Origin of the sequence: Paenibacillus sp. DMB5 (assembly GCF_001517085.1) — a bacterium.
Taxonomy (GTDB): Bacteria; Bacillota; Bacilli; order Paenibacillales; family Paenibacillaceae; genus Paenibacillus_AQ.
The window spans coordinates 116,945-136,250 of the sequence record NZ_LRAC01000124.1; the positions used below are offsets into that span (position 1 = coordinate 116,945).

25 protein-coding genes and 1 pseudogene are annotated in these 19,306 nt (G+C 52.7%); 11 read left to right on the forward strand and 15 right to left on the reverse strand.

Translation table 11 applies throughout. From position 1 onward, the window contains the following. Positions 1-59: 59 nt before the first annotated feature. Entirely contained in the window at positions 60-272 is a 213-nt protein-coding gene (locus AWJ19_RS37615; RefSeq protein ID WP_082707909.1) for a stalk domain-containing protein, read from the reverse strand. After that, on the reverse strand, positions 242-739 hold the full coding sequence (locus tag AWJ19_RS15300; RefSeq protein ID WP_082707910.1) for a M15 family metallopeptidase: 498 nt from the start codon (positions 737-739) through the stop codon (positions 242-244). The genes AWJ19_RS37615 and AWJ19_RS15300 overlap by 31 nt, the downstream gene beginning before the upstream one ends. 262 nt (positions 740-1,001) lie before the next feature. Between AWJ19_RS15300 and AWJ19_RS35880 the strand changes: the two genes are divergently transcribed. After that, positions 1,002-1,163 carry a hypothetical protein gene (locus AWJ19_RS35880; protein WP_198536518.1) on the forward strand — a complete coding sequence of 54 codons (162 nt, stop codon included), beginning with the start codon at positions 1,002-1,004 and terminating at the stop codon, positions 1,161-1,163. Between the two features lie 3 nt (positions 1,164-1,166). Here AWJ19_RS35880 and AWJ19_RS15305 read toward each other — a convergent pair whose 3' ends face one another. The 3 genes from AWJ19_RS15305 to AWJ19_RS15315 form a co-directional block, all read right to left on the reverse strand. Next, positions 1,167-1,469, reverse strand: a complete 303-nt coding sequence (locus tag AWJ19_RS15305) for a YolD-like family protein (protein ID WP_068722686.1) — start codon at positions 1,467-1,469, stop codon at positions 1,167-1,169. Positions 1,470-1,689: 220 nt separating this feature from the next. Then, on the reverse strand, positions 1,690-2,304 hold the full coding sequence (locus AWJ19_RS15310) for a hypothetical protein (RefSeq protein WP_068722684.1): 615 nt from the start codon (positions 2,302-2,304) through the stop codon (positions 1,690-1,692). 159 nt (positions 2,305-2,463) lie between these two features. After that, positions 2,464-3,927, reverse strand: a complete 1,464-nt coding sequence (locus AWJ19_RS15315) for a glycosyl hydrolase (RefSeq protein WP_068722683.1) — start codon at positions 3,925-3,927, stop codon at positions 2,464-2,466. A gap of 324 nt (positions 3,928-4,251) precedes the next feature. On the opposite strand from AWJ19_RS15315, the gene AWJ19_RS15320 reads away from it, so the two are divergent. After that, on the forward strand, positions 4,252-4,689 hold the full coding sequence (locus AWJ19_RS15320; RefSeq protein WP_068722681.1) for a NucA/NucB deoxyribonuclease domain-containing protein: 438 nt from the start codon (positions 4,252-4,254) through the stop codon (positions 4,687-4,689). A gap of 66 nt (positions 4,690-4,755) precedes the next feature. Here AWJ19_RS15320 and AWJ19_RS35235 read toward each other — a convergent pair whose 3' ends face one another. Beyond that, complete coding sequence (locus tag AWJ19_RS35235) at positions 4,756-4,914, reverse strand: hypothetical protein (RefSeq protein ID WP_157889962.1); 159 nt, start codon at positions 4,912-4,914, stop codon at positions 4,756-4,758. Positions 4,915-5,098: 184 nt separating this feature from the next. On the opposite strand from AWJ19_RS35235, the gene AWJ19_RS34120 reads away from it, so the two are divergent. Further along, a complete protein-coding gene (locus AWJ19_RS34120) occupies positions 5,099-5,275 on the forward strand; it encodes a YjfB family protein (RefSeq protein WP_082707758.1) in 177 nt (58 codons plus the stop codon). A 120-nt stretch (positions 5,276-5,395) separates the two neighbouring features. Then, positions 5,396-5,938: an ImmA/IrrE family metallo-endopeptidase gene (locus tag AWJ19_RS15325; protein WP_068722679.1), complete on the forward strand. Its 543-nt coding sequence runs from the start codon at positions 5,396-5,398 to the stop codon at positions 5,936-5,938. A 122-nt stretch (positions 5,939-6,060) separates the two neighbouring features. Here AWJ19_RS15325 and AWJ19_RS37330 read toward each other — a convergent pair whose 3' ends face one another. The 9 genes from AWJ19_RS37330 to AWJ19_RS15355 all read right to left on the reverse strand — a co-directional run bounded on the left by AWJ19_RS37330 (position 6,061) and on the right by AWJ19_RS15355 (position 11,704). Next, positions 6,061-6,360 (reverse strand): 2-phosphosulfolactate phosphatase, encoded by a 300-nt coding sequence (locus tag AWJ19_RS37330; RefSeq protein ID WP_277815812.1) that lies wholly within the window; start codon positions 6,358-6,360, stop codon positions 6,061-6,063. Between the two features lie 56 nt (positions 6,361-6,416). After that, positions 6,417-6,836, reverse strand: a complete 420-nt coding sequence (locus tag AWJ19_RS37335) for a 2-phosphosulfolactate phosphatase (protein ID WP_277815813.1) — start codon at positions 6,834-6,836, stop codon at positions 6,417-6,419. Between the two features lie 193 nt (positions 6,837-7,029). Next, the gene (locus tag AWJ19_RS37340; RefSeq protein ID WP_128083536.1) at positions 7,030-7,164 is read right to left on the reverse strand and encodes a hypothetical protein; all 135 of its coding nucleotides are present in this window, start codon (positions 7,162-7,164) and stop codon (positions 7,030-7,032) included. A 98-nt stretch (positions 7,165-7,262) separates the two neighbouring features. After that, positions 7,263-8,099: a YitT family protein gene (locus AWJ19_RS15335; RefSeq protein WP_068722675.1), complete on the reverse strand. Its 837-nt coding sequence runs from the start codon at positions 8,097-8,099 to the stop codon at positions 7,263-7,265. A 160-nt stretch (positions 8,100-8,259) separates the two neighbouring features. Continuing rightward, positions 8,260-8,754 (reverse strand): DedA family protein, encoded by a 495-nt coding sequence (locus AWJ19_RS15340; RefSeq protein WP_068722673.1) that lies wholly within the window; start codon positions 8,752-8,754, stop codon positions 8,260-8,262. Between the two features lie 4 nt (positions 8,755-8,758). Next, entirely contained in the window at positions 8,759-8,983 is a 225-nt protein-coding gene (locus AWJ19_RS36685; RefSeq protein WP_241781766.1) for a hypothetical protein, read from the reverse strand. Beyond that, entirely contained in the window at positions 8,980-9,282 is a 303-nt protein-coding gene (locus tag AWJ19_RS36690; protein WP_241781767.1) for a CDP-alcohol phosphatidyltransferase family protein, read from the reverse strand. The genes AWJ19_RS36685 and AWJ19_RS36690 overlap by 4 nt, the downstream gene beginning before the upstream one ends. Before the next feature lie 41 nt (positions 9,283-9,323). Further along, positions 9,324-11,075: a HAMP domain-containing sensor histidine kinase gene (locus AWJ19_RS15350; protein WP_068722669.1), complete on the reverse strand. Its 1,752-nt coding sequence runs from the start codon at positions 11,073-11,075 to the stop codon at positions 9,324-9,326. After that, positions 11,072-11,704 carry a response regulator transcription factor gene (locus AWJ19_RS15355; RefSeq protein WP_068724962.1) on the reverse strand — a complete coding sequence of 211 codons (633 nt, stop codon included), beginning with the start codon at positions 11,702-11,704 and terminating at the stop codon, positions 11,072-11,074. Before AWJ19_RS15355 ends, AWJ19_RS15350 begins: the two co-directional genes overlap by 4 nt. A 283-nt stretch (positions 11,705-11,987) precedes the next feature. Here AWJ19_RS15355 and AWJ19_RS15360 point away from each other — a divergent pair. The 7 genes and pseudogenes from AWJ19_RS15360 to AWJ19_RS15390 all read left to right on the forward strand — a co-directional run. Next, positions 11,988-12,575: pseudogene (locus AWJ19_RS15360) on the forward strand (DNA mismatch repair protein MutL); the annotation flags it as partial. Positions 12,576-12,612: 37 nt separating this feature from the next. After that, positions 12,613-13,392 carry a class I SAM-dependent methyltransferase gene (locus tag AWJ19_RS15365; protein ID WP_068724964.1) on the forward strand — a complete coding sequence of 260 codons (780 nt, stop codon included), beginning with the start codon at positions 12,613-12,615 and terminating at the stop codon, positions 13,390-13,392. After that, positions 13,382-14,332 carry a tRNA (adenosine(37)-N6)-dimethylallyltransferase MiaA gene (miaA, locus tag AWJ19_RS15370; RefSeq protein ID WP_068724965.1) on the forward strand — a complete coding sequence of 317 codons (951 nt, stop codon included), beginning with the start codon at positions 13,382-13,384 and terminating at the stop codon, positions 14,330-14,332. The genes AWJ19_RS15365 and miaA overlap by 11 nt, the downstream gene beginning before the upstream one ends. A gap of 394 nt (positions 14,333-14,726) precedes the next feature. Continuing rightward, the gene (hfq, locus tag AWJ19_RS15375) at positions 14,727-14,966 is read left to right on the forward strand and encodes an RNA chaperone Hfq (RefSeq protein WP_068724967.1); all 240 of its coding nucleotides are present in this window, start codon (positions 14,727-14,729) and stop codon (positions 14,964-14,966) included. A 138-nt stretch (positions 14,967-15,104) separates the two neighbouring features. Continuing rightward, on the forward strand, positions 15,105-17,753 hold the full coding sequence (locus AWJ19_RS15380) for a penicillin-binding protein 1A (protein ID WP_068724968.1): 2,649 nt from the start codon (positions 15,105-15,107) through the stop codon (positions 17,751-17,753). A gap of 296 nt (positions 17,754-18,049) precedes the next feature. Continuing rightward, positions 18,050-18,604, forward strand: a complete 555-nt coding sequence (locus AWJ19_RS15385) for a DUF402 domain-containing protein (protein ID WP_068724970.1) — start codon at positions 18,050-18,052, stop codon at positions 18,602-18,604. A 2-nt stretch (positions 18,605-18,606) separates the two neighbouring features. Then, positions 18,607-19,263, forward strand: a complete 657-nt coding sequence (locus tag AWJ19_RS15390) for a YdcF family protein (protein ID WP_068724972.1) — start codon at positions 18,607-18,609, stop codon at positions 19,261-19,263. Positions 19,264-19,306: the final 43 nt, after the last annotated feature.

Below are 19,306 nucleotides of genomic sequence, written 5' to 3' on the forward strand. Positions count from 1 at the left end.
AGGAAATTGTATTTCGCTGATAATTTCCCCATGTGGCTCATCATCTATACAGGTGGTCCTTATTCCCTGACGAGGTTCACAGTCCGGCTGGCAGCATCGTAGGTGACCTGTGCGCCCAGTGCTTCAGCAACCGCCCGTACGGGTGCGTAGGTTATGCCGTTATCCAGAATACCGCTGGTAATTTTAACTCCATTCAGTGTAACTGTAATGGCGTGATCCGTTTCGCCGGTTGTCCCGTTAATCAGGGCCAGTGCATCCTTGACCTGCTGCACCGTCGGCTGCCTGCGGCCCGCAGCTGCTCTGTAGTCAGCCCAAAGGTCATCTCGAGATGGGAATAATCCTTGAAGGAGGTCCAGTCCCCGCCCCAGGCAAAACCCAGCTTCTTGGCTTCCTGAGCCACCTGCTGCCAGTCAGCCATCTTGTCATTGTTGCCGTCACGGGATGTATCCCATGAGACCGTTTTACCGTCCGGCAGGAGCAGGGCAAAATCAATGGCCAGACCATAGTTGTGATAACTGGAGCCGCCTCTGGCATTCGTTACAATGTTTCCCGGCTTGGTGCGGCCTTGCGCATACAGGGCATTTTGTTCGGCTATAGTCCGCATGCCCTGGGTGATGACGATCGGGATGCCTTTGGCGTAGCTGCGCTGGATCAGAGCACTGGCACCTGCCAGCAGAACCGGATGAAGCTTGCCCAGCCAGCCTGCCGATTTACTTTTCACCTGATCTAAAGTCAGCATTTTCCTCACCCCCTAGTATAGTAGATGCCCTCTCTGCCTGCTTTGCTTGTACGGTTTGCCTAAAGTGTGTGCACCTATTCCGTAAGAAACTGCTCAACAAATGACAAAAAGACCCCGGCCAGCAGGGTCATCTCATCCAATAGTTATAAGCTACATCAGAACCGCACAGCGGCATTCCCGGACCAAAAGCTTTTGGATGTTTTCCCGCCTAAACGGCCACACTATCCGAAATGAACTCCATTCCCGAAAGGCGGATTAGCCCATGGACATTCACAGTGACAGCTATAAGATTGCCGCGCTTAGTGACCGGAAGGACGCTGTTGAAGTAATCCGGCAGGCCGAGGAGGCTATTGCCCGGATAACAGGCAACAAAGAGGTTACACTGATCGCCTATGAGAAAACAGACAGCCCAGCCATAAATTAGGTATCAGGCGATGTAAGCCTCAGCGATGTCATCTACACGAATCCATTTCCATTCCTCTGCCCACTGCAGCTTGATCTCACGCGAGTGGGTATGAATGGAGGTGACAAAACCGCTCAGCTGCCTGCCCTCACCCTCACCATGCAATACCAGTGTTATACGGATATGACTCCGGAGTGATTGTGCAAGAGTACTCTCAATCCCTTCCAGTCTCCGCAGATTTGCAGCGGGTTCATCCGGGTGCAGTGCATCCTCTTCGTTCCTGTGAACAAGACCTCCCTGCAGGCCTTCCTCCAGCTGTTTACCCATCGCCGTTCCTCCTTATGTTGTTGGTAATCACTCGCGTTTCATCAATACGAACATACGTTTGTATTATTATAGCTGCAGATCCGGTTTTTAATCAAGCATCAAAAAATAACAACAGACGAGTTTCCATTTCATAGGTGCATGCTGCAGGCCGCAAGCAAAAGGCGCGCACAGCCAGGCTGTACAGCGCCTCTAATGAAATTCGTAACCCGCAAAAATTTGCTTATTCTGTGCTTGTATTCGTTGGTGCTCCGGTATCCACTGTATCTGCTTCTGTACCCACCACGGTTCCGGGAACAGTCCCCAGCTCCGTCTCAGCCGCGCTGTCCTCATCCAGCAATCCTACGGCTACTCTGGCTTGATTCACTTTGGAGATCCCGTACAGCATTGCTACATCCGCCTGCTGGTTCATGGCGTTGAACTCGTCTGCTGTAACCTCAGGGGAAGCCGCACTCTGCGAAGCCTGTTCTTTGATGGAATAGGCGCTCTGGAACGCAATGGCTGCATCTCTCAGCAGAGTCTCAATATTTTCCGGCAGACTCTTGGAAATTTCCACATCATTGACCTGATCAGCAATATCAGAGGCTGTGTCCTGGAAAGAATCAAGCGCCTCTTCAAGCTCCTTGTCCGTGGCAGCTCCAGTCGAATATGAGGTCAGTGTTGTATTGAAATGTTCCAGCGACGTTTTGCCCATTTCGTCAAACTTCGTCATTTCATTGTAAAAGTTCTGTACAGTCTCCTGAACCTCCTCCTCTGAAGCTGGCGCAGAGCTGTTATTGCTGCAGGCACTAAGGATCATTACCATTAAAAGTACGGTTATCAATAAGGCTTTTTTCATCGTCTCAAATCCCTCCACTTAACAGAATAATGGCGGGTTTTGTAAAGCGCAAATGAAATAAATGTAAAAAAAGCTCAAAAGCTCCAAATTTCAAATTTAAAGCGCCTTCATCGCAAAAAGATCTCCAAAAATCTGGAGATCTTCTGCAAACATACCTGATTAAGCAAGCACATAAGCAGTGGCGGGAATAACGGCCCGGGGCTGGCTGTGGCTCTCCCACATCAGAATAGCCTTGGCATCCCCCTGGTTCTCATAATACTCTACCTTCAGCTCATGCAGCTTGCCTTGAATCAGCTGTACAGTTCCTGTACGCTCTGTGCCGCTCTGCTTAATCCAGCTGTCGATGATAAGAACCCCGTCAACCCACACCCGTATGCCGTCATCCGAGTAGGTGTAGAGATTATAAGTCTCGCTGAAATCGGGCTTCAGTTTACCGGTCCAGCGTACCGCGAAGAAGTCGGCATTGATCAACGGATCAGGGCTCGTTTGTCTCCAAGTAAAGTTAATGGTCGAATCTGTCCGGACCAGTGCAGGAGCTCCGCTCAGCGTGATGTTATTGAAATACTCGCCTCTGATTCCAGGAGGATAGGTTTGCTCCCCTTCAGCGGCCAAGGCTTTATACTCGTCCCTGGTAATCACAAAGCTGTCATTCATAAAGGATTTGATCACAGCCTCCGTATTCTGCTCATACAGCAGCTTGGCCCAGGTCAGCTGGTAGGACCATTTGTTCTGCGATTTCGCCATTTCTGCCGGTAAAGGCAGTTTCCCGTTCTCACCAATGGCAATCAGCTTGCCGCGTCCAAGGTCCCACAAGCCGTCATGATGACTGGCTTTGAAATCCCCGTCATAAATGTCCAGGGCCAGCACATCTACCCTGCCGGCGCCGGGATAGTATTTGGCCGGCTCCTCGCTCCACTGGTTTTTGGCATTGGGGCTCCACACCCACAGCAGATTGTGCAGGCCGTGATAGACCGTATAACGCTCGAACATCAGATTCCACAGCTCCACGAAGCGGGTCTTCTGTCCCCACCAGAACCAGCCGCCATTCATCTCATGGTAAGGTCTCCAGAGAACGGGAACCCCTGCATCGTTCAGTTTTTTCAGGTAGACGGCTGTCTTGTCAAGGTCTGCCAGGAGCGCTTTATATTGAGGGGTACCAGGTGTAATATATTTTGCAAAATTCGCCTCGCTAAGATTCATCGAGACATTTGACCAGGCCGGGGCTGTTCCCGGCAGACTGGCATGGTAGGTCATAGTGACAATGCCGCCTGCCTTATGCCAGCGGATGGCACTATCTGTCACCCACTGACGCTGATTGGCAATCAGCGCTTCGGTCTGGTTGCCGATCGCTCCCAGCTCGTAGCCGTGAAGCCCGGCATATTGGCCGCTCGTAACCTTAAGCTTGTTGCTGAACTCATCCGCACTTTCCAGATAATCGTGTATTCCGCTGATGATTCCTTTGCCTTGAAGGGTATACAGCCTGTTCAGCAGATTCAGCGCCGGTGCTGTCAGCTTCTCATCGGCAGGAGCCCGCAGCAGGGCTCGGAAGGCTGACTGCCACGCTGCATCGTTAACCAGCCGGGATGCCGAATCGAGCAGATCCCGGAGTATGCGCTGTTCCATTTGTCCCACCATCCTTTTTTGTACCATTGTATGGGGACAACCGGTGCATGGAAGCGGCGGATGGCGGGGAAGCCGATAATCATTTTAATTTTTAAATATAGTGTCTTCAATTTTCATGCTACTACTGTATGTATACTAATAACTAGCTTGCTGCTTACTTGCGGGAATAACGAAGGGGCAGCAGATCAAGAATATCCTGATCATTCCGGACATCATCCGGCTTACCGATCTATTTTTCTTAATTTAGTATACTAAAATCTGCTAATTATAAGCTATACTGAGTAGACCCCAGCAACAAGATTTCAGCATAATCAGGAGGAGCACGTGAACAAACAGAAATTTATTCCAAGTCTTATTATCGTTGTGCTGCTGGCTCTGGCAGCTTACTGGTTCGAGGAGAACGGCCAGTCCGTCACGACGCCTTCCACCGGAGGTTCCGAGGTTGTACAGCTTGTTTTCCCCTCAGACCGTTACCCTGAAACCGCGGAGCATATCCAGGAGGCGATCAGAAACGGTGAGTCAGCGATATGTACGATCAACCGCGGGGATGCCGAGGAGAACCGCAAGGAATCCCTCAAGGGGGTACCGACCAAAAAAGGCTATGACCGCGATGAGTGGCCGATGGCAATGTGCGCAGAGGGCGGTGCCGGAGCAGACATCGAATACATAACTCCCGCCGACAACCGCGGTGCAGGCAGCTGGGTAGGCAATCAGCTGGAAGGCTATGCCGACGGAACCCGGGTAGAGTTTATGTTCAAATAAGCAGCAACAGCAGCAGCTCCGCACGCGCTTTCGCCTGGCGCGGAGCTGCATACGCCGGAACTATTTTCAGAATATACAGGCTTTTGTAATAATAACCAGCAAAATGAACAGAACCAGAATCGCATTGGTCGAGGTCATCCAAGGATTTACTACCGGTACTACCGGAGGCCCCTGATTTACTCCGCCAACATTGTTGTCACAGCCGCAACCGTATTCTGCACCCATTTTTTATTCCTCCCCTGAAATGTTTAATGCCTACAGCACAGAGTATGTAACAGGCATACCTGCAGTCTGGGCCAATCGGCAAACAGTTCTTCGCCTAATCAAAGCTAATGAATCCTAGCTATGCAGTCGATATACATTAGGAGTGTCGGCCATACCCCAATTCTAATGAAACAGGAGGTGCGAAATGGACATTGCCGCCTTATCCACTGCCATGAGCCAGGTGTCCCTGCAGCAGGCTGCCGGACTTCAGGTCCTGAGCATGGCCAAGAATTCAGCTGAAATCATGGCGCAGAATATGACCCAGATGCTACAGCAGAGCCCGCATCCGAATCTTGGAAAAACACTTGATATTCAGGTTTAATTGATTTATTCTTAAATACATAAGAACGTCAGTTCCGGTCTGATGCCGTTAAACCTTAGCCCTCCGGGCTTTTCTTTTACCCATAAATACGAACATACGATCCTATTTAGAGGTGATATTATGAAATCCTACTACCAAATGACCGCCCTTGAGAGCTGGACTGAAGATTTGTATCAGCGTCTGCAGGTGCGTAAGCCGGCCGATATTTCCATCCCGTACATAGCTGAACGGCTGAACATCTGGGTCCATTACCTGGATGTGCGCAGCAAGAGTGTTGAGGCCTCAGCGGGCATGTACACGATGTTCCTGGACAACCGGCTTCCGCCGGAGCTGCAGCGCCTCGAATTTCTTCATGAGCTCTGTCATCTGCTCCGCCATGCCGGCAACCGTATTCTGATGCCAGGGCATTTCACACAGGCGCAGCAGGATGAATCCGAGCGTTTTATTCTCTATGCGGCCATGCCCTATTCCATGATCTCTGCCGGACCGTTGCCCGAGCAGCGCGAGGATGCCGTCTATTACTTAGCTTCTACGTTCCAGGTGCCTGAGGAGATGGCTCTGCAGCGGATCGACCAGATTCAGCGGCGGATATTTCAGGGGCAGCTGATGGCGGTGATGGAACGGAGCGAGGAGAGAAAATTTATCCAGCGTAATATTCGTTAACAAAAAAAATGACCCCGCCGGCGTCCGGCAGGGTCCAAATCTATGAATAAGGGGGGTATGTCATTACTATACAACCCTTAACTTAATTCCATATGAAATTCTGCTGAAGCCAGGCTGAAATTTTATTTTTTCTGTGCAAGAGAGGGTACATTAACAAAACGGTTATGCTGCAGTACCGGCACGGCATAGCTGATATCCACCTGGCAGCAGTAAGTCACATCTGCCTCGTATCCCCGTTCCCGCAGTTCACGGCTGCTGGCAGACTCCCAGATCAGCTCCCTGATCCGTTGTCCGGAAGATCTCAGAGCACCGATGCAAACCTCCGCTTCCGGAGACTTGCTTCCGGATAACTTGGAGAGAATCAGACCAGCCCCCAGATAATCTTCGATGCCGGGACGCAAATTGTTTTCAGAACCGATCACATCCAGCCATTTCTCACCGCAGGGCACTACGGTAACCGGTATCCCCAGCTCAAGCCTCAGCCTGTTTCAGTCTCAGCAACTGCTGAAGCATTCAAGAGGCAGCCGACCAGCAATGCAGGCACCTGAGCCGCAAGCCATATGCAGGCCGCACCGTTCGTGGAGCACAGAACAAAGTCACGCTCGTAATCAGCCGAGCTGAACGACAGCGGCGACAAGGAATGCCCTCCTGCTCTGAGCGCTTCGGCTCTGCCGCGGATAATTTCTGCTCCGAGCCCCTTGGCATAAGCTTTGGCCTGCTCATTGACCGGCGATGGATACGGATAAATGGTAGCCTTGTGCTGAACTGCCGTTACTACGGTAGAGGAGAAGCTTAATACATCGACCATAACGACGATGTCCCCACGTTCTGCTGCAGCCCTCGCCCCTCTTTGACCCCATTCCAGTTTAATGTCATAGGGCGATTGATCATAAAACACAGGTTTCCCTCCTCTCTGCAGGATTCATCTCATATGAACCTTCAAAGAGGGAGTTACCCATAGAAGGCAGTCTGCGAACCGCCAAATTACCGTTTCACTTCATTTTTTTTTGGAAATATCCTGCAGATCCTGTTTCAGCTTCCAAAGAAATAGCCCTGCCGGAAGTCCGGCAGAGCATATTTATCAAGTCAAATTATACCCAAAAAGCCTTAGTGATGATAACCAGCAGGATGAACAATACCAGAATTGCAGCAGTAGAAGTAAAAGGACTGCCGTATCCGCAGTTTGCTCCGCCAACCGGACTTACATTTTCACCATAACAACCCATTTCCAATTCCTCCTTCATGATTGAGAGTACACCATAGCATATGTGATTTGCCCGCTGCTGACTGGGTGAAACGGCAATGACTTTTCGCCCGGCTGCATTTATTTGGAGATATCAATAAACCCTTCACCGAACACATCGCGCACATCATGGATCGTAACAAAGGCATTTTTGTCCTCGGCCCGCACGATTTTTTTGAGCATGGAGACTTCCTGCTTGCTGATGGCGATGTAGAGCACGTTTTTATCCTCGCCGGTGTAGTAGCCGTAGCCCCTCAGCACCGTCACTCCGCGGTCCATAAGCTCGGTAACCTTTGCAGCAATTCGGTCGTGCTCAGCCGATATGATCGTTACAGCCTTTTTGGGGTTTACCCCCTCAATGATGAACTCCATGGCCTTGGTTCCAATAAAGAGAATAACGAACGTGAACATAACCTTCTCAAGCCCGATGACAAAAACAGACAGTCCGGCAACGATCAGATCAAAGAACAGCAGCGCGTAGCTGATATTCCAGTCCCAGTATTTATTGGCCAGCCGGGCCAGAATCGTCGTCCCTGCCGTTGTACCGCCAACCCGGATAATGAGTCCGATCCCGCCCCCGGCAAGCAGACCGGCAAAGACCGCATTAATCACCGGCTCACTGGAATCAATCCGCCAGTTCTCGGTCAGATACAGGAACAGGGAGTTGAAGGCCACAGCAATAATGGTATAGATGATTGTTTTATTATCCAGCAGCTTATAGCCGATAATCAGCAATATTCCGTTGAGCGTAAAGCCAACCAGCGCCGGCGACCATTTCAGCAGATAAAAGAGAATGATCGATACCCCGGTTACTCCCCCTTCACCAAAATCATTGGGGATAATAAATACATTAACTGCCAACGCAAACAAAAACGCTCCAACCAGCAGCATGAACAGCTCGTAACCTCTTTTTTTCATACAAAACGCCTCCAATACAATACAAAGTCTAATAACCCGGCAAATAACCCACAAAAAAAGCGACTAAAGGAGGTCATTCATCCTTTAATCGCTTCGGGTAAGCTCTTTTGATACTTCTGATCATAACAAGCAATCTATGGAATGTAAATACATCCTTCTGCTATGCAAAGGACAACCTGGCCCCGATAAAGTAGCCGATAGAAACAAACAAAATGGACCAGATCAAGGCACCGGCCGTGGTGATCAGCAGATACTTACGGAATGACATGGCGCTGATGCCGGAAATGTAGCTGCAGACATGTCTTAACCCGGGAATGAAGTAGGCAATAAACACAGTCCAGTGGCCGAACTTATGAAACCATCTTTTAACGCTGGCAAAACGTCTGGGAGTAAGGCCCACCCATTTGCCGAATTTCTCGACAACCGGCTGACCCACTCTACGCCCGATGGTATAGCTGATCAGCGTGCCTGTTATGGCTCCCATGAAACAAACCACTACGGCAACAGAAAAATTGAGCACCATCACCGAGCACAGATAGCCTACGAACAGCATCAGCAGCTCGTCCGGCACAGGAATGCCGAGAATCCCCAGTGCCATGAGCAGGAAGACTGCCAAATATCCGTATTGGGTAATCATCTCTATGATCCAGGGCATGGACTCACTTCCTGTTAACGTATTTTTTAAGCGACGGAAACGGAATATGACTGATCATCATTACGGATAACAGACCCATCATCATGATGACCCATCCCGGTTTCATATATTCAACAACTAATGAGAGCATGGACAAAATCACGCCGGCGGCTGTAATCGGCATACCGGTGAAGCCCGTGGACGGGGCTGATATATTGAATCTGGCCAGACGCAGCGCACCGCAGATCAAAAAGCCAACCGCGGCCGCGGCCCCAGCCAGTGTACATTTTCCAGCTTGTATAACAGGATCAAAAAAGTCGGTGCCAGTCCGAATGAGATAATATCCGCCAGCGAATCCAACTGTTTACCGAACTCGCTGGTACAGCCCAGCATTCTGGCCAGCATCCCGTCCATCACATCGCAAAATGCCGCAAGCAAAATCATTACTAACGCCAGCTCATAGCGCTCCTGTATCGTATACAGCAGGGACAAGGATCCCAGTCCCAGGTTACCCAGCGTGCACATTGAAGGCAGCCAATTCCATTTCAAAACGGTTCACTCCTTTTCCGGCCTCAATGCCGCATGTCTGCTCAGCCTTCAAAGTACACACTGAAACAGACGCCATTTCCGATGTTTTTCACTGCATACCGGCAGCCGTGCATATCCAGAATCCGTTTGGCAATGGACAGCCCCAGCCCGGTTCCGCCTGTCAGCCGGCTGCGGGAGGGCTCAGCCCGGTAGAACCGTTCCCAGATCTGCTGCAGCTGATCCTGCGGTACAGGCTCACCCTGATTATGAATGCTGAACACACAGGCCTGCCCCTGGCCATCTATCCTGACGGTCACCGTGCTTCCTTCGTCTGCATGCCGGATGGCATTGGTCATGAAATTAAGCACCACCTGTTCGATCCAGCTGCTGTCGGCATACACCGGCGGCTCGTTCACCGGAATAACAACCACCTTCAGCCCCTTGCCCTCCAGCAGATGGATCAGCTTGTCAGCTACCTTTTCTGTCAGCTCACTCAGCATAAAAGAGCTCTTCTGCAGCTTAATGGTGCCAGACTCCAGCCTGGCCAGATCCAGCATATCCTTTACCAGAAACTCCATTTTGTCGGCTTCCTCAATAATGACCTTAATGTAGTGATCCTGCTTGCCAGCACTCACACCATCCTCCAGTCCCTCAGCGAAGCCCTTAATAATACTTAGCGGAGTCTTCAGCTCATGCGAGGCATTGGCAAAAAAGTCCTGCTGCATAATCTCCATCCGCTGTTTATGCTCCATCTCTTCCACCAGCTGGCGGTTAGCCTCACGCAGCTCGCGCAGCGCCGAATCCAGGCTTACCGACAAGGTAAACATGCTGTTTGACAGGCTGCCCAGCTCGTCCTTTTGCCGGATCGAGTTATCGCCTGTAAAGTCCAGTGAGACCATCCGTTTGGCGATATTGTTCAGCTTGATCAGCGGCCTGGTGACCATCTTGGAGAAGAACAGCGAGAGTACCAGAATCAGCGCTAGCCCGCCCAGCCCCAGATATAAAAAGAACCAGCGCAGCGCTTCATTCGAATCCTTGACATCCTGCAGAGAGGTAACCGTGAACAGCAGCTCTATCTCTCCGCCGGGCCGCTGAACAGGCAGAATAATGACAGAATTGCGGATCCCGCTCCAAGGGGCGGTCCACTCCTGCTTTTGCATTTCCAGCTGCTCCAGATCCGCCTTTTGCTCAGACGTCAGAGGGAACCACTCTTCCAGCGCCTCCAGCAGAATCCCCTGACGCGGATTCCATAGCTTGAGATCCGGCAATACAATTTCTGTGACGGTTCCGGACAGCCGTGTCATACCCTCTTCATGCATTCCTATCGTTCTGCTGCCGGCGGTTATGCTTACAGGATAGATCAGGTCCTGAGTGCTGCTGCTGTCCTCTTCAAAAAGCTCGCCCTCAAGCGTCAGCGTATCCTCTTCCTTGATATCCGCTGCCCTCAGCTCGTCCCCGTATTCGCTCATGAACATCGACAGGGAAACAACCAGCTCCCTGCCATCCTTCATCCGCAGCTTCATATGATACGGGTCGTCCGAATTCATTTTGCCGTCCAGCTTCACAATCGCCAGCTGTGTCTTGTTGCGCAGCATAAAACGGACCAGCTCCTGAGACAGCCGGCTGCCGGTCCATTGCTCACTGGTGTAGCTGGCACCAAAGGTTTTGAGATGCTTTTCGACCTTGCCCTCCTTCTGATGCTGGTAGAAGCCGTCAAAGAATAGCAGCTGGCCCAGAATGACCATTCCGTAAAAGCAGAGAAAAAAGATCACGGTCATCACAAACAGCTTAAAGGTAATTCCCTGCCTTCTCATGCTTCTTCCTCGAACATATAGCCGGTGCCGACCACCGTACGGATACAGCGTGACTCTGCGCCCAGCTTGCTGCGCAGCTTCTTGATATGGCTGTCAACGACCCGGGAATCCCCGTCAAATTCAATGCCCCAGACCCGGCTGAGAATGGTATCGCGGGAGACAGCAATGCCTTTATTGCGGATCAGCAGCCATAACAGCTCATATTCCTTGGGGGCAAGCTCCACCTCTGCACCTCCGATTTCCAGCCGGTGGGCAGAGGTATTAAAGACAGCAGCGCCAAATTTGAGGCTGCCGGAATCCGGCAGGTGACCGCCCTCCACCCGCTTCATCAGCGCATTGGCCCGCGCTACCAGCACCTTTGGGCTGAACGGCTTTGTCACATAATCGTCTGCTCCCGCTTCAAAGCCGTATATTTTATCGTCATCTGCAGACTTTGCCGTCAGCAGAATAATCGGAACCGCTGATTGCCGGCGGATCTCCCGGCACACCTCGAACCCGTTCAGCCTGGGCATCATAATATCCAGGATGATCAGATCCGGCAGCTGGGAGCTGAACCAGAGCAGGGCATCCTGCCCGTTGTCCGCTTCGTATACTTCCCAGCCATTTTGTATGAAATAATCTGACACCAGCCCGGACGGACCAGCCGTCGGCGGCGCAGAGAGCCGTCAGCCTGATTCCGGCGGCAGCGCTGATCCGCTTGCCGCGCGGTCCGGCCAGCTTCAGCCTCCGGCTTACCAGCCGCAGGCCAGGGAGAGTGCCGCTGTCTACAGCGGCAGCTTCCCGCAGGCGCCGGCGCGGCCCCGGAGTGACGGAGGCGGCAGCTACCGCCAGCCGCCGTCAGCGGTGCCGGCACGCGGCAGCCTGCCTGGTGCCGGGGAACTGTATGCCCCGAGCATTAATGCTGATCCGGGTCTCCCGCAGTTTCCCGAGCTGAATTACATCGGTCAGCATCACGGCACTTATATTATTGCCCAGAACGACAGCGGGCTCTATCTGATTGACCAGCACGCTGCGCATGAGCGGATTAACTACGAATATTATTATGAGAAGTTCGGGCGTCCGGAGGATGCCTCGCAGGAGCTGCTTCTGCCGATTACACTGGAGTTCACGCCGTCTGAGAGCCGCCAGCTCAGCGAGCGGCTGCACTGGTTCGAGAAGGCAGGGGTATACCTCGAGCATTTCGGGGGCCAGACGTTTCTGGTCCGCTCCCTGCCTTACTGGTTCCCGGAAGGCGAGGAGAAGGCGCTGGTAGAGGAAATGGCCGAGTGGGTGCTCAGCGAGCGGTCCATTGATCTGGCCAAGCTGCGCGAGAAATCCTCGATCCTCTGCTCCTGCAAGGCCTCGATCAAGGCCAACCAGAAGCTGACGGAACCGGAGGTAGATGCGCTGCTGTCACGGCTGGCGGCCTGCAAGCAGCCTTATACCTGCCCGCACGGCCGGCCGATTGTCGTGTCCTTCTCCGCTTATGACCTGGAGAAGCTGTTCAAGCGGGTAATGTAACTTAACGATAGAAGCGAGTACCGGAAATGGAGGCAACATGATTATAACGACGGGCTTTGACCCGATACCGGAAATTGTTCAGCGGGCCAGGGCGCTGGCGGAGCATACCGGAACGAAATTTATACCCCGCGGAAAATTATCTGTTAGGCGGCTGGTTGAGCGCTACGGGGACGAAGATATCCTGGTCATCCTGCAGGAGGCGGTCCGGCTGATTACGCCGGGCACGCCGCCGATGGAATTCCATCCGAGCATGGGCTTTGTCCGGGCCAAGCGGATTCTCAAGGGTGAACCGGATGCCATGCTGGAAGCGGCCCGGATGGAGCCGGGAGATAGCGTGCTGGACTGTACGGCCGGCCTGGGCAGCGATTCCCTTCTGTTTGCCGTGCTTGGCGGAGAAGGCTCCACTGTTACAGCGCTGGAGAGCTCGCTGCCGCTGTATGCGCTGCTCTCTGAGGGCATGAAGCACTATACTTCAGGGCAGGCGAAGGTGAATGAAGCGCTGCGCCGCATCCGGGTGGTTCACAGCGAGCATCTGGAATATCTGCGCGGGCTGCCGGACAAGAGCGTGGACATCGTTTATTTTGACCCGATGTTCCGGGTGCCGCTGATGGATTCGTCAGCCATCTCGCCGCTGCGCCAGTTCGCCAACACCGCAGCGCTTTCAGAGGAGACGGTCGACGAGGCGCTGCGCGTTGCCCGCAAAACCGTCCTGCTCAAGGAAAAGGCGCTGAGCGGCGAATTTAACCGGCTCGGCTTCACGGAGCTGCTGCGCGGGAGCGCCAAAATATCGTACGGGGTGATTCACATTGACAACTGAGACGAAACATAAGGTGCTCGTGCTGCTGGGCCCGACAGCCGTCGGCAAAACACGGCTGAGCCTGGAGCTGGCTGAGGCCTACAATGCCGAGATCATCTCCGGCGACTCCATGCAGGTGTACCGCGGCATGGATATCGGCACAGCCAAGATCAGCACGGCCGAAATGAACGGAATCCCCCATCATCTGATTGATATTCATGATCCGGAGGAGGCGTATTCGGTTGCCGAATTCCAGGAGCAGGGCAAGCGGCTGATTGCAGAGATCAGCGGCAGGGGCATGCTGCCGTTTATAGTGGGCGGCACAGGGCTGTACATTGAGTCGCTGTGCTACGGTTTCCGCTTCTCCGAGGCGGTGGCCGACGAAGCGTTCCGCGCCGAACAGGATGCCTACGCGGAAACGCACGGGGCCGAGGCGCTGCATGCCCGGCTTGCCGCCGTGGACCCCGCCAGTGCGGAGCGGCTCCATCCGAACGACCGCCGCCGGATTATCCGGGCGCTGGAAATCCATCATCAGATGGGTACCACCCTGTCCGCCAACAAAGCGGAGCAGACCAGGGAATCCCCCTATGAGCTGTGTCTGATCGGCCTGACCATGGACCGTAAGATCCTCTACAAGCGGATTGAGGACCGGATCGACCAGATGCTGGAGCAGGGGCTGATTGCCGAGGTGCAGGGGCTGCTGGATAAGGGCTACCACCGCAGCATGGTAGCCATGCAGGGGCTCGGCTACAAGGAGATCGCCGCTTATCTGGAGGGGGAACTGACCTATGAAGAAGCAGTGACCCTGCTGAAGCGGGATACCCGGCGGTTTGCCAAGCGCCAGCTGTCCTGGTTCCGACACATGAAGGAAATCGAATGGATTGAAGATTTTAACGAGCAGAACTATCCTGCCAATCTTGCAAAGATACGTGAGATTATCTCCCGCAAGCTTGACAGATAAGCTGGACACAGTGCCCGCATCAACCCCTTTTGGCAGCGTGAACAGTCCCGGGGAGTATGTTTCATACATGCTCCGGGGCTTTTTTTATTTTGGCAGGCTGATTCAACCCCCGCTGATTTGCGGTAGAAAAATGGAGGGCCTTCAGCACTAACCGGGGCGTAAGGAATTGACGGGAAGGGGGCGTAAGATTTAACATGTATTCTAGAGAGAACGGACGCTGTGTGCTACCGGATGCCGCCCCGGCTGTGTCAACGTTCATGTTATATACCTTCACCTCACTCCAATTCAGCGAATTGCTGTAACTGCAGATTGCGTGGTATAATAGCAGGAAAGTTTCTCTCAGGTGTTGAATATACTTACGAACAATCTAATTGAACCATTGGGGGTACGTCATATGAACAAGTCCATTAACATCCAAGATACGTTCTTGAACCAGCTGCGTAAAGAGAATATCCCTGCCACAGTATATTTGACCAACGGCTTTCAGATCCGGGGAATCATCAAGGCATTTGATAATTTCACGATTGTGATCGACAGTGACGGGCGCCAGCAGATGGTGTACAAGCATGCGATCTCGACCTTCACGCCGCAGCGCAGTGTCTCACTGATGCAGGACAGCGGAAGCGACGAGTAACATTTTACTGCCTTAAAGCGAAACTTTTTTGTTTATAAACCGTTTGAATAGAGTGCGCGAGAGCAACCTGCGAAGGTTGTTCTTTTCATTCGTGCCCACAAATTTGAGGATATTTCCGAAAGGGAGTCAGGAGGCAGCATGTCCAGAGACGAAATATCAAGGACAAACAACAGACACAGACAGTCGGGCTCTGCGAAATCCACAGGTAAGCCCAAGCCGAAGAAAAAGAAAAAGTTTTTAACCAAAAAGCGCGTATTATGGAGTTTGTTTTTTGCGATGGCCTTGGCGATTTTTTGTGCGCTCGGCGGTTACCTGTTTATTATGCTGAACGGGCAGAAGCTGCTTAATGAGAACCAGGATAAGCTGACGGTCAATCCGCCGACACAGATTTTTGACCGGAATGCGAACCTGATCGGCGAGCTGTCACTGGAAAAAAGCGATCCGGTAGAGCATGACGATATCCCGGAGCAGCTGATCAACGCTTTTGTGGCAACCGAGGACAAACGTTTCTTTGAACACAAAGGGGTAGACTTCTGGTCGATCGGCCGCGCAGCGGTCAAGGATATTGCGGCACGCAGCATGGTGGAAGGCGGCAGTACCATCACCCAGCAGCTGGCCAAAAATATCTTTTTGACCCGTGACAAGACGTTCTTCCGCAAGGCGACAGAGGTATCTATTGCGGTTGCGCTGGAGAACTCCAAGACCAAAGATGATATTATCACGATGTATCTTAACCGGATTCCGTTCGGGGGCACGATCTATGGAATCAAGGCGGCTTCCATCCGTTATTTCGGCAAGAGCAACCTCGCGGATCTGGAACTGTGGGAAATGGCTACACTGGCCGCAATGCCGAAAGGGCCTTCCCGTTACAATCCGCTCCGTAACCCCGAGCTCTCCAAAGAACGGCGCGGCGTAGTGCTTCAGCTCATGTATGAGCAGGGCTACATCACCAAGGAAGAGATGGATCAGGCCAAAGTGGTGGAATACAGCTACAAGCCGCCGGAGAGCAAGCAGCGTTATCAGGCCTTTATTGATTTTGCGATTGATGAAGCGGAAGAGAGATTCGGGCTGACCGAAGACGATCTGAACATCGGGGGCTACAAAATCTACACCACCATGGATAAACACGCCCAGGAGACGGTGGAGGATGCTTTTGCCGATAGCGACAATTTCGAAAAAAGCGTCGACGATGAGCTGGTTCAGGGTTCGATGACAATCATCAATCAGGAGAACGGCAGCATCGTTGCCCTGATGGGCGGACGTAATTATGAGAAAAAGGGCTTCAGCCGCGTGAACGGCAGCCGCCGTTCTCCGGGCTCGTCGATTAAGCCGATTGTTGCTTATGCACCGGCTCTGGAATCGGGCAAGTTCACAAGCTCTTCCATGCTGAGCAACGAAAAGCAGTGCTTCGGCAGCTATTGTCCAAACAATCTGCATGGTTACTCGTCTACCATCAGCATGAGCACAGCCATTACGAAGTCGGAAAATATCCCGGCAGTCTGGCTGCTGAATGAAATCGGTGTGAATACCGGATTCCAGTTCGCGAAGAAGCTCGGCATTAATCTCAGCGATGACGACAAAAACCTGGCGCTGGCGCTCGGCGGCGTGTCGCAAGGCACGAATACGCTGGAGATGGCCCAGGCCTACAGTGCCTTTGCAAACGGCGGGGAGCTCCGGGAGGCCTACTCGATCAAGTCGATTGAGAACAGTGACGGGGATACGGTCTACAGAGCCAATACCACGCCTGAGCGGGTAATGAGCGAGCAGACGGCCTATCAGATGACCGAGATGATGCAGGAGGTTGTAACGGACGGGACCGGTAAAAAAGCGAAGATCAACCGTCCGGTTGCCGGTAAGACAGGCACCACTCAGAGCGGATACTCCGGAATCAGCTCCAACCGTGACGTCTGGTTCGTCGGCTACACGCCGGAATGGACAGCAGCGGTCTGGATGGGCTATGACAAGCCGAGCAAGACCCATCTGCTGAAGAACAGCAGTCCGCTTGCAGCGGCATTCTGGGGCAAGGTGATGGAAGAGGCTTTGGAAGATGTTCCGGCCAAATCCTTCCCGTCACCGTCAGGCTCCAATGAAGTAGAGCCAACCGCTACACCGGAGACTGTGCAGCCGGTAAGCGGACTGTCAGCTGCTTATGACCCGTCAACTATGACCGTAAATCTGAGCTGGGCACCAGCGCAGGCTGAAGGCGTGGAATACCGGATTTACCGGCGGGAGACTTCTGAGAGCGAGTTTACGGCGCTTCTGAACACGGTGTCGCCGACTGTGGGCGATATCAGCGCCATGCCGGGCCTTACCTACGAATACTATGTGACGGCCTATTATCCTGCGCTGGATCAGGAAAGCGAACCTTCCGACACGGTTACTGTAGCCGTGCAGGATGAGATGCCGACCATGGAGCCTGAACCGACACCGGATCCGAATCTGCCGACTGACGATCCCGGAAACGGCAATAACGGCAACGGCAACGGGAATGGTGAAGGGAACGGTAACAACAGCGGTAATAACGGCAACGGGAATGGTAACGGCAATGGCAACGGCAATGGCAACGGCCAGGGCAACAACGGTAACGGAAACGGCAATGGCGGCGGCAACGGCGGACTGCCGGTGAATACGCCTGAAGCCCTGCCGACACCGCCTCCGGCCACGCCGGCGCCAACCTCTCCGCCTGAAACGGCGCCGGGCAGCGGCAATGCCGGCCCGGATAGCGGAGCCGGGGCTGTAACCGATCCGGCGGCTGGAATGGCAGAAGGAGACGGCAGTACGCAATAAGATTTTTAGCAGGGTATATGGTTCCAGAGAATATACAGGGCAGGCAGGCTTCCTCTAATGAGCGGATGTCTGCCTGTCTTTTTTTGCGTGGGGATTATAACGGACAGGACATTGTCGTGTTTAGAAAGAATAAGTAGGTATATGTTTCACATTATCCATTATCCGTATCTTTCCCGCAGAAACGGGTACCGTCCTGATTAGGACGGCGTAGCCGTTTCTACTTGGTAAGTCTTGTTTTGAGTGTATCTGCCAAATGTGTTAAGCTGGATACACCATTATTCGAGAGGGTTATTCATATGAAACGTAAATTCGGAGACCGGGCCAACTGGCGCCGGATTACGCGCCGCCATTTTGCCTGCCGCTATGTGGAGACCCGGGAATTCAGCGGTTATATTACACTTTATACGATTTACGGGCTGAAGGAACCGCTCTGGAAAAGCTATGGCAGGCATACATACCGCATCGCGGACAAGGGATATTCCTGGCTGCAGTATTTTCCCAAGGACAGCCATTATATTGTAACGGCCATGTTTGACGAACGGCAGAATATCATACAATGGTACATAGACACCTGCAAGGTACAGGGTGTTACGGATCAGGGAGTCCCCTGGTTTGATGATTTGTATCTGGATGTTGTGGTGCTGTGGAACGGGGAAGTGTTTTTGCTTGATGAGGATGAGCTTGAAGAAGCGCGTGAACGTAATGATATTACAGACAGCGATTACAAGCTGGCCTGGACAACAGCCAAGGGTATTCTGCGCAGCATTGATGCACACTCCTTTCCTTATTTTGCTCTTTCTCTGAAGCATCGTGCCGAATTGTTCCATCACGGAGAATTCAGGAGGAAATAGAAATGGAATGGTATGTTTACCAAAGAGGCTCGTCTCCCATCCGTAAGGTATCGCGGAAACGGCGCTCGCGCTTCAGACGCAGGCTGCTGCTTGTTTGTACCGTCACAGCGGCAGCAGGTTTGCTGTGGTGTGCGGTTGCGTTCAACAAGATCAATAGTGCAGCTTCTGCATCACCGATGATCAAGGCTGATGCCGGTATTATTCTGGGGATGTCCATGTGGGGGGACGAGCCCAGCCCCGGCCTCAAGGAACGTCTGGATTACGGGCTGCAGCTTTATGAGGAAGGAAAGTTCAGCCGCTTTATCGTCTCAGGCGGGCTCGATCATCCCGACTACCGGTACACAGAGGGCCAGGGGATGCGCAACTATCTGGTAGAGCATGGCGTGCCGGACCAGGCCATCCTGATGGAGAATGAATCTACCAGCACCTACGAGAATCTGAAGTTCAGCCAGGAGATTATGCAGCGTGAAGGCATGACAACCGCCGTTATTATTACCCACACCTTTCACGGGCAGCGGGCACTCGAGATTGCGGAGGAATTCGGCTATATTTCCCCGCAGCTTGGTGTAACGGAGTCCGAAACGATGTCCATGCTCAAATATAAATCGCGGGAAATCCTTGCATACAGCAAGTGGAAATTGCAGCAGCTGTTTATGTAGTCAACAAGAAAGCTATAAAGTTCCCGAATCTGCTAATAACACC

What these genes read in the sequence shown, in the direction of transcription:
- AWJ19_RS15305 (WP_068722686.1), bottom strand. Translation starts at nt 1,469, where the DNA reads ATGGGTAAACAGCTGGAGGAAGGCCTGCAGGGAGGTCTTGTTCACAGG.
- AWJ19_RS35880 (WP_198536518.1), top strand. Translation starts at nt 1,002, where the DNA reads ATGGACATTCACAGTGACAGCTATAAGATTGCCGCGCTTAGTGACCGG.
- AWJ19_RS15315 (WP_068722683.1), bottom strand. Translation starts at nt 3,927, where the DNA reads ATGGAACAGCGCATACTCCGGGATCTGCTCGATTCGGCATCCCGGCTG.
- AWJ19_RS15385 (WP_068724970.1), top strand. Translation starts at nt 18,050, where the DNA reads ATGAAACGTAAATTCGGAGACCGGGCCAACTGGCGCCGGATTACGCGC.
- AWJ19_RS15300 (WP_082707910.1), bottom strand. Translation starts at nt 739, where the DNA reads ATGCTGACTTTAGATCAGGTGAAAAGTAAATCGGCAGGCTGGCTGGGC.
- AWJ19_RS15310 (WP_068722684.1), bottom strand. Translation starts at nt 2,304, where the DNA reads ATGAAAAAAGCCTTATTGATAACCGTACTTTTAATGGTAATGATCCTT.
- AWJ19_RS15340 (WP_068722673.1), bottom strand. Translation starts at nt 8,754, where the DNA reads ATGCCCTGGATCATAGAGATGATTACCCAATACGGATATTTGGCAGTC.
- AWJ19_RS37340 (WP_128083536.1), bottom strand. Translation starts at nt 7,164, where the DNA reads ATGGGTTGTTATGGTGAAAATGTAAGTCCGGTTGGCGGAGCAAACTGC.
- AWJ19_RS15350 (WP_068722669.1), bottom strand. Translation starts at nt 11,075, where the DNA reads ATGAGAAGGCAGGGAATTACCTTTAAGCTGTTTGTGATGACCGTGATC.
- AWJ19_RS15325 (WP_068722679.1), top strand. Translation starts at nt 5,396, where the DNA reads ATGAAATCCTACTACCAAATGACCGCCCTTGAGAGCTGGACTGAAGAT.
- AWJ19_RS15335 (WP_068722675.1), bottom strand. Translation starts at nt 8,099, where the DNA reads ATGAAAAAAAGAGGTTACGAGCTGTTCATGCTGCTGGTTGGAGCGTTT.
- hfq (WP_068724967.1), top strand. Translation starts at nt 14,727, where the DNA reads ATGAACAAGTCCATTAACATCCAAGATACGTTCTTGAACCAGCTGCGT.
- AWJ19_RS34120 (WP_082707758.1), top strand. Translation starts at nt 5,099, where the DNA reads ATGGACATTGCCGCCTTATCCACTGCCATGAGCCAGGTGTCCCTGCAG.
- AWJ19_RS15380 (WP_068724968.1), top strand. Translation starts at nt 15,105, where the DNA reads ATGTCCAGAGACGAAATATCAAGGACAAACAACAGACACAGACAGTCG.
- AWJ19_RS15365 (WP_068724964.1), top strand. Translation starts at nt 12,613, where the DNA reads ATGATTATAACGACGGGCTTTGACCCGATACCGGAAATTGTTCAGCGG.
- AWJ19_RS15390 (WP_068724972.1), top strand. Translation starts at nt 18,607, where the DNA reads ATGGAATGGTATGTTTACCAAAGAGGCTCGTCTCCCATCCGTAAGGTA.
- AWJ19_RS35235 (WP_157889962.1), bottom strand. Translation starts at nt 4,914, where the DNA reads ATGGGTGCAGAATACGGTTGCGGCTGTGACAACAATGTTGGCGGAGTA.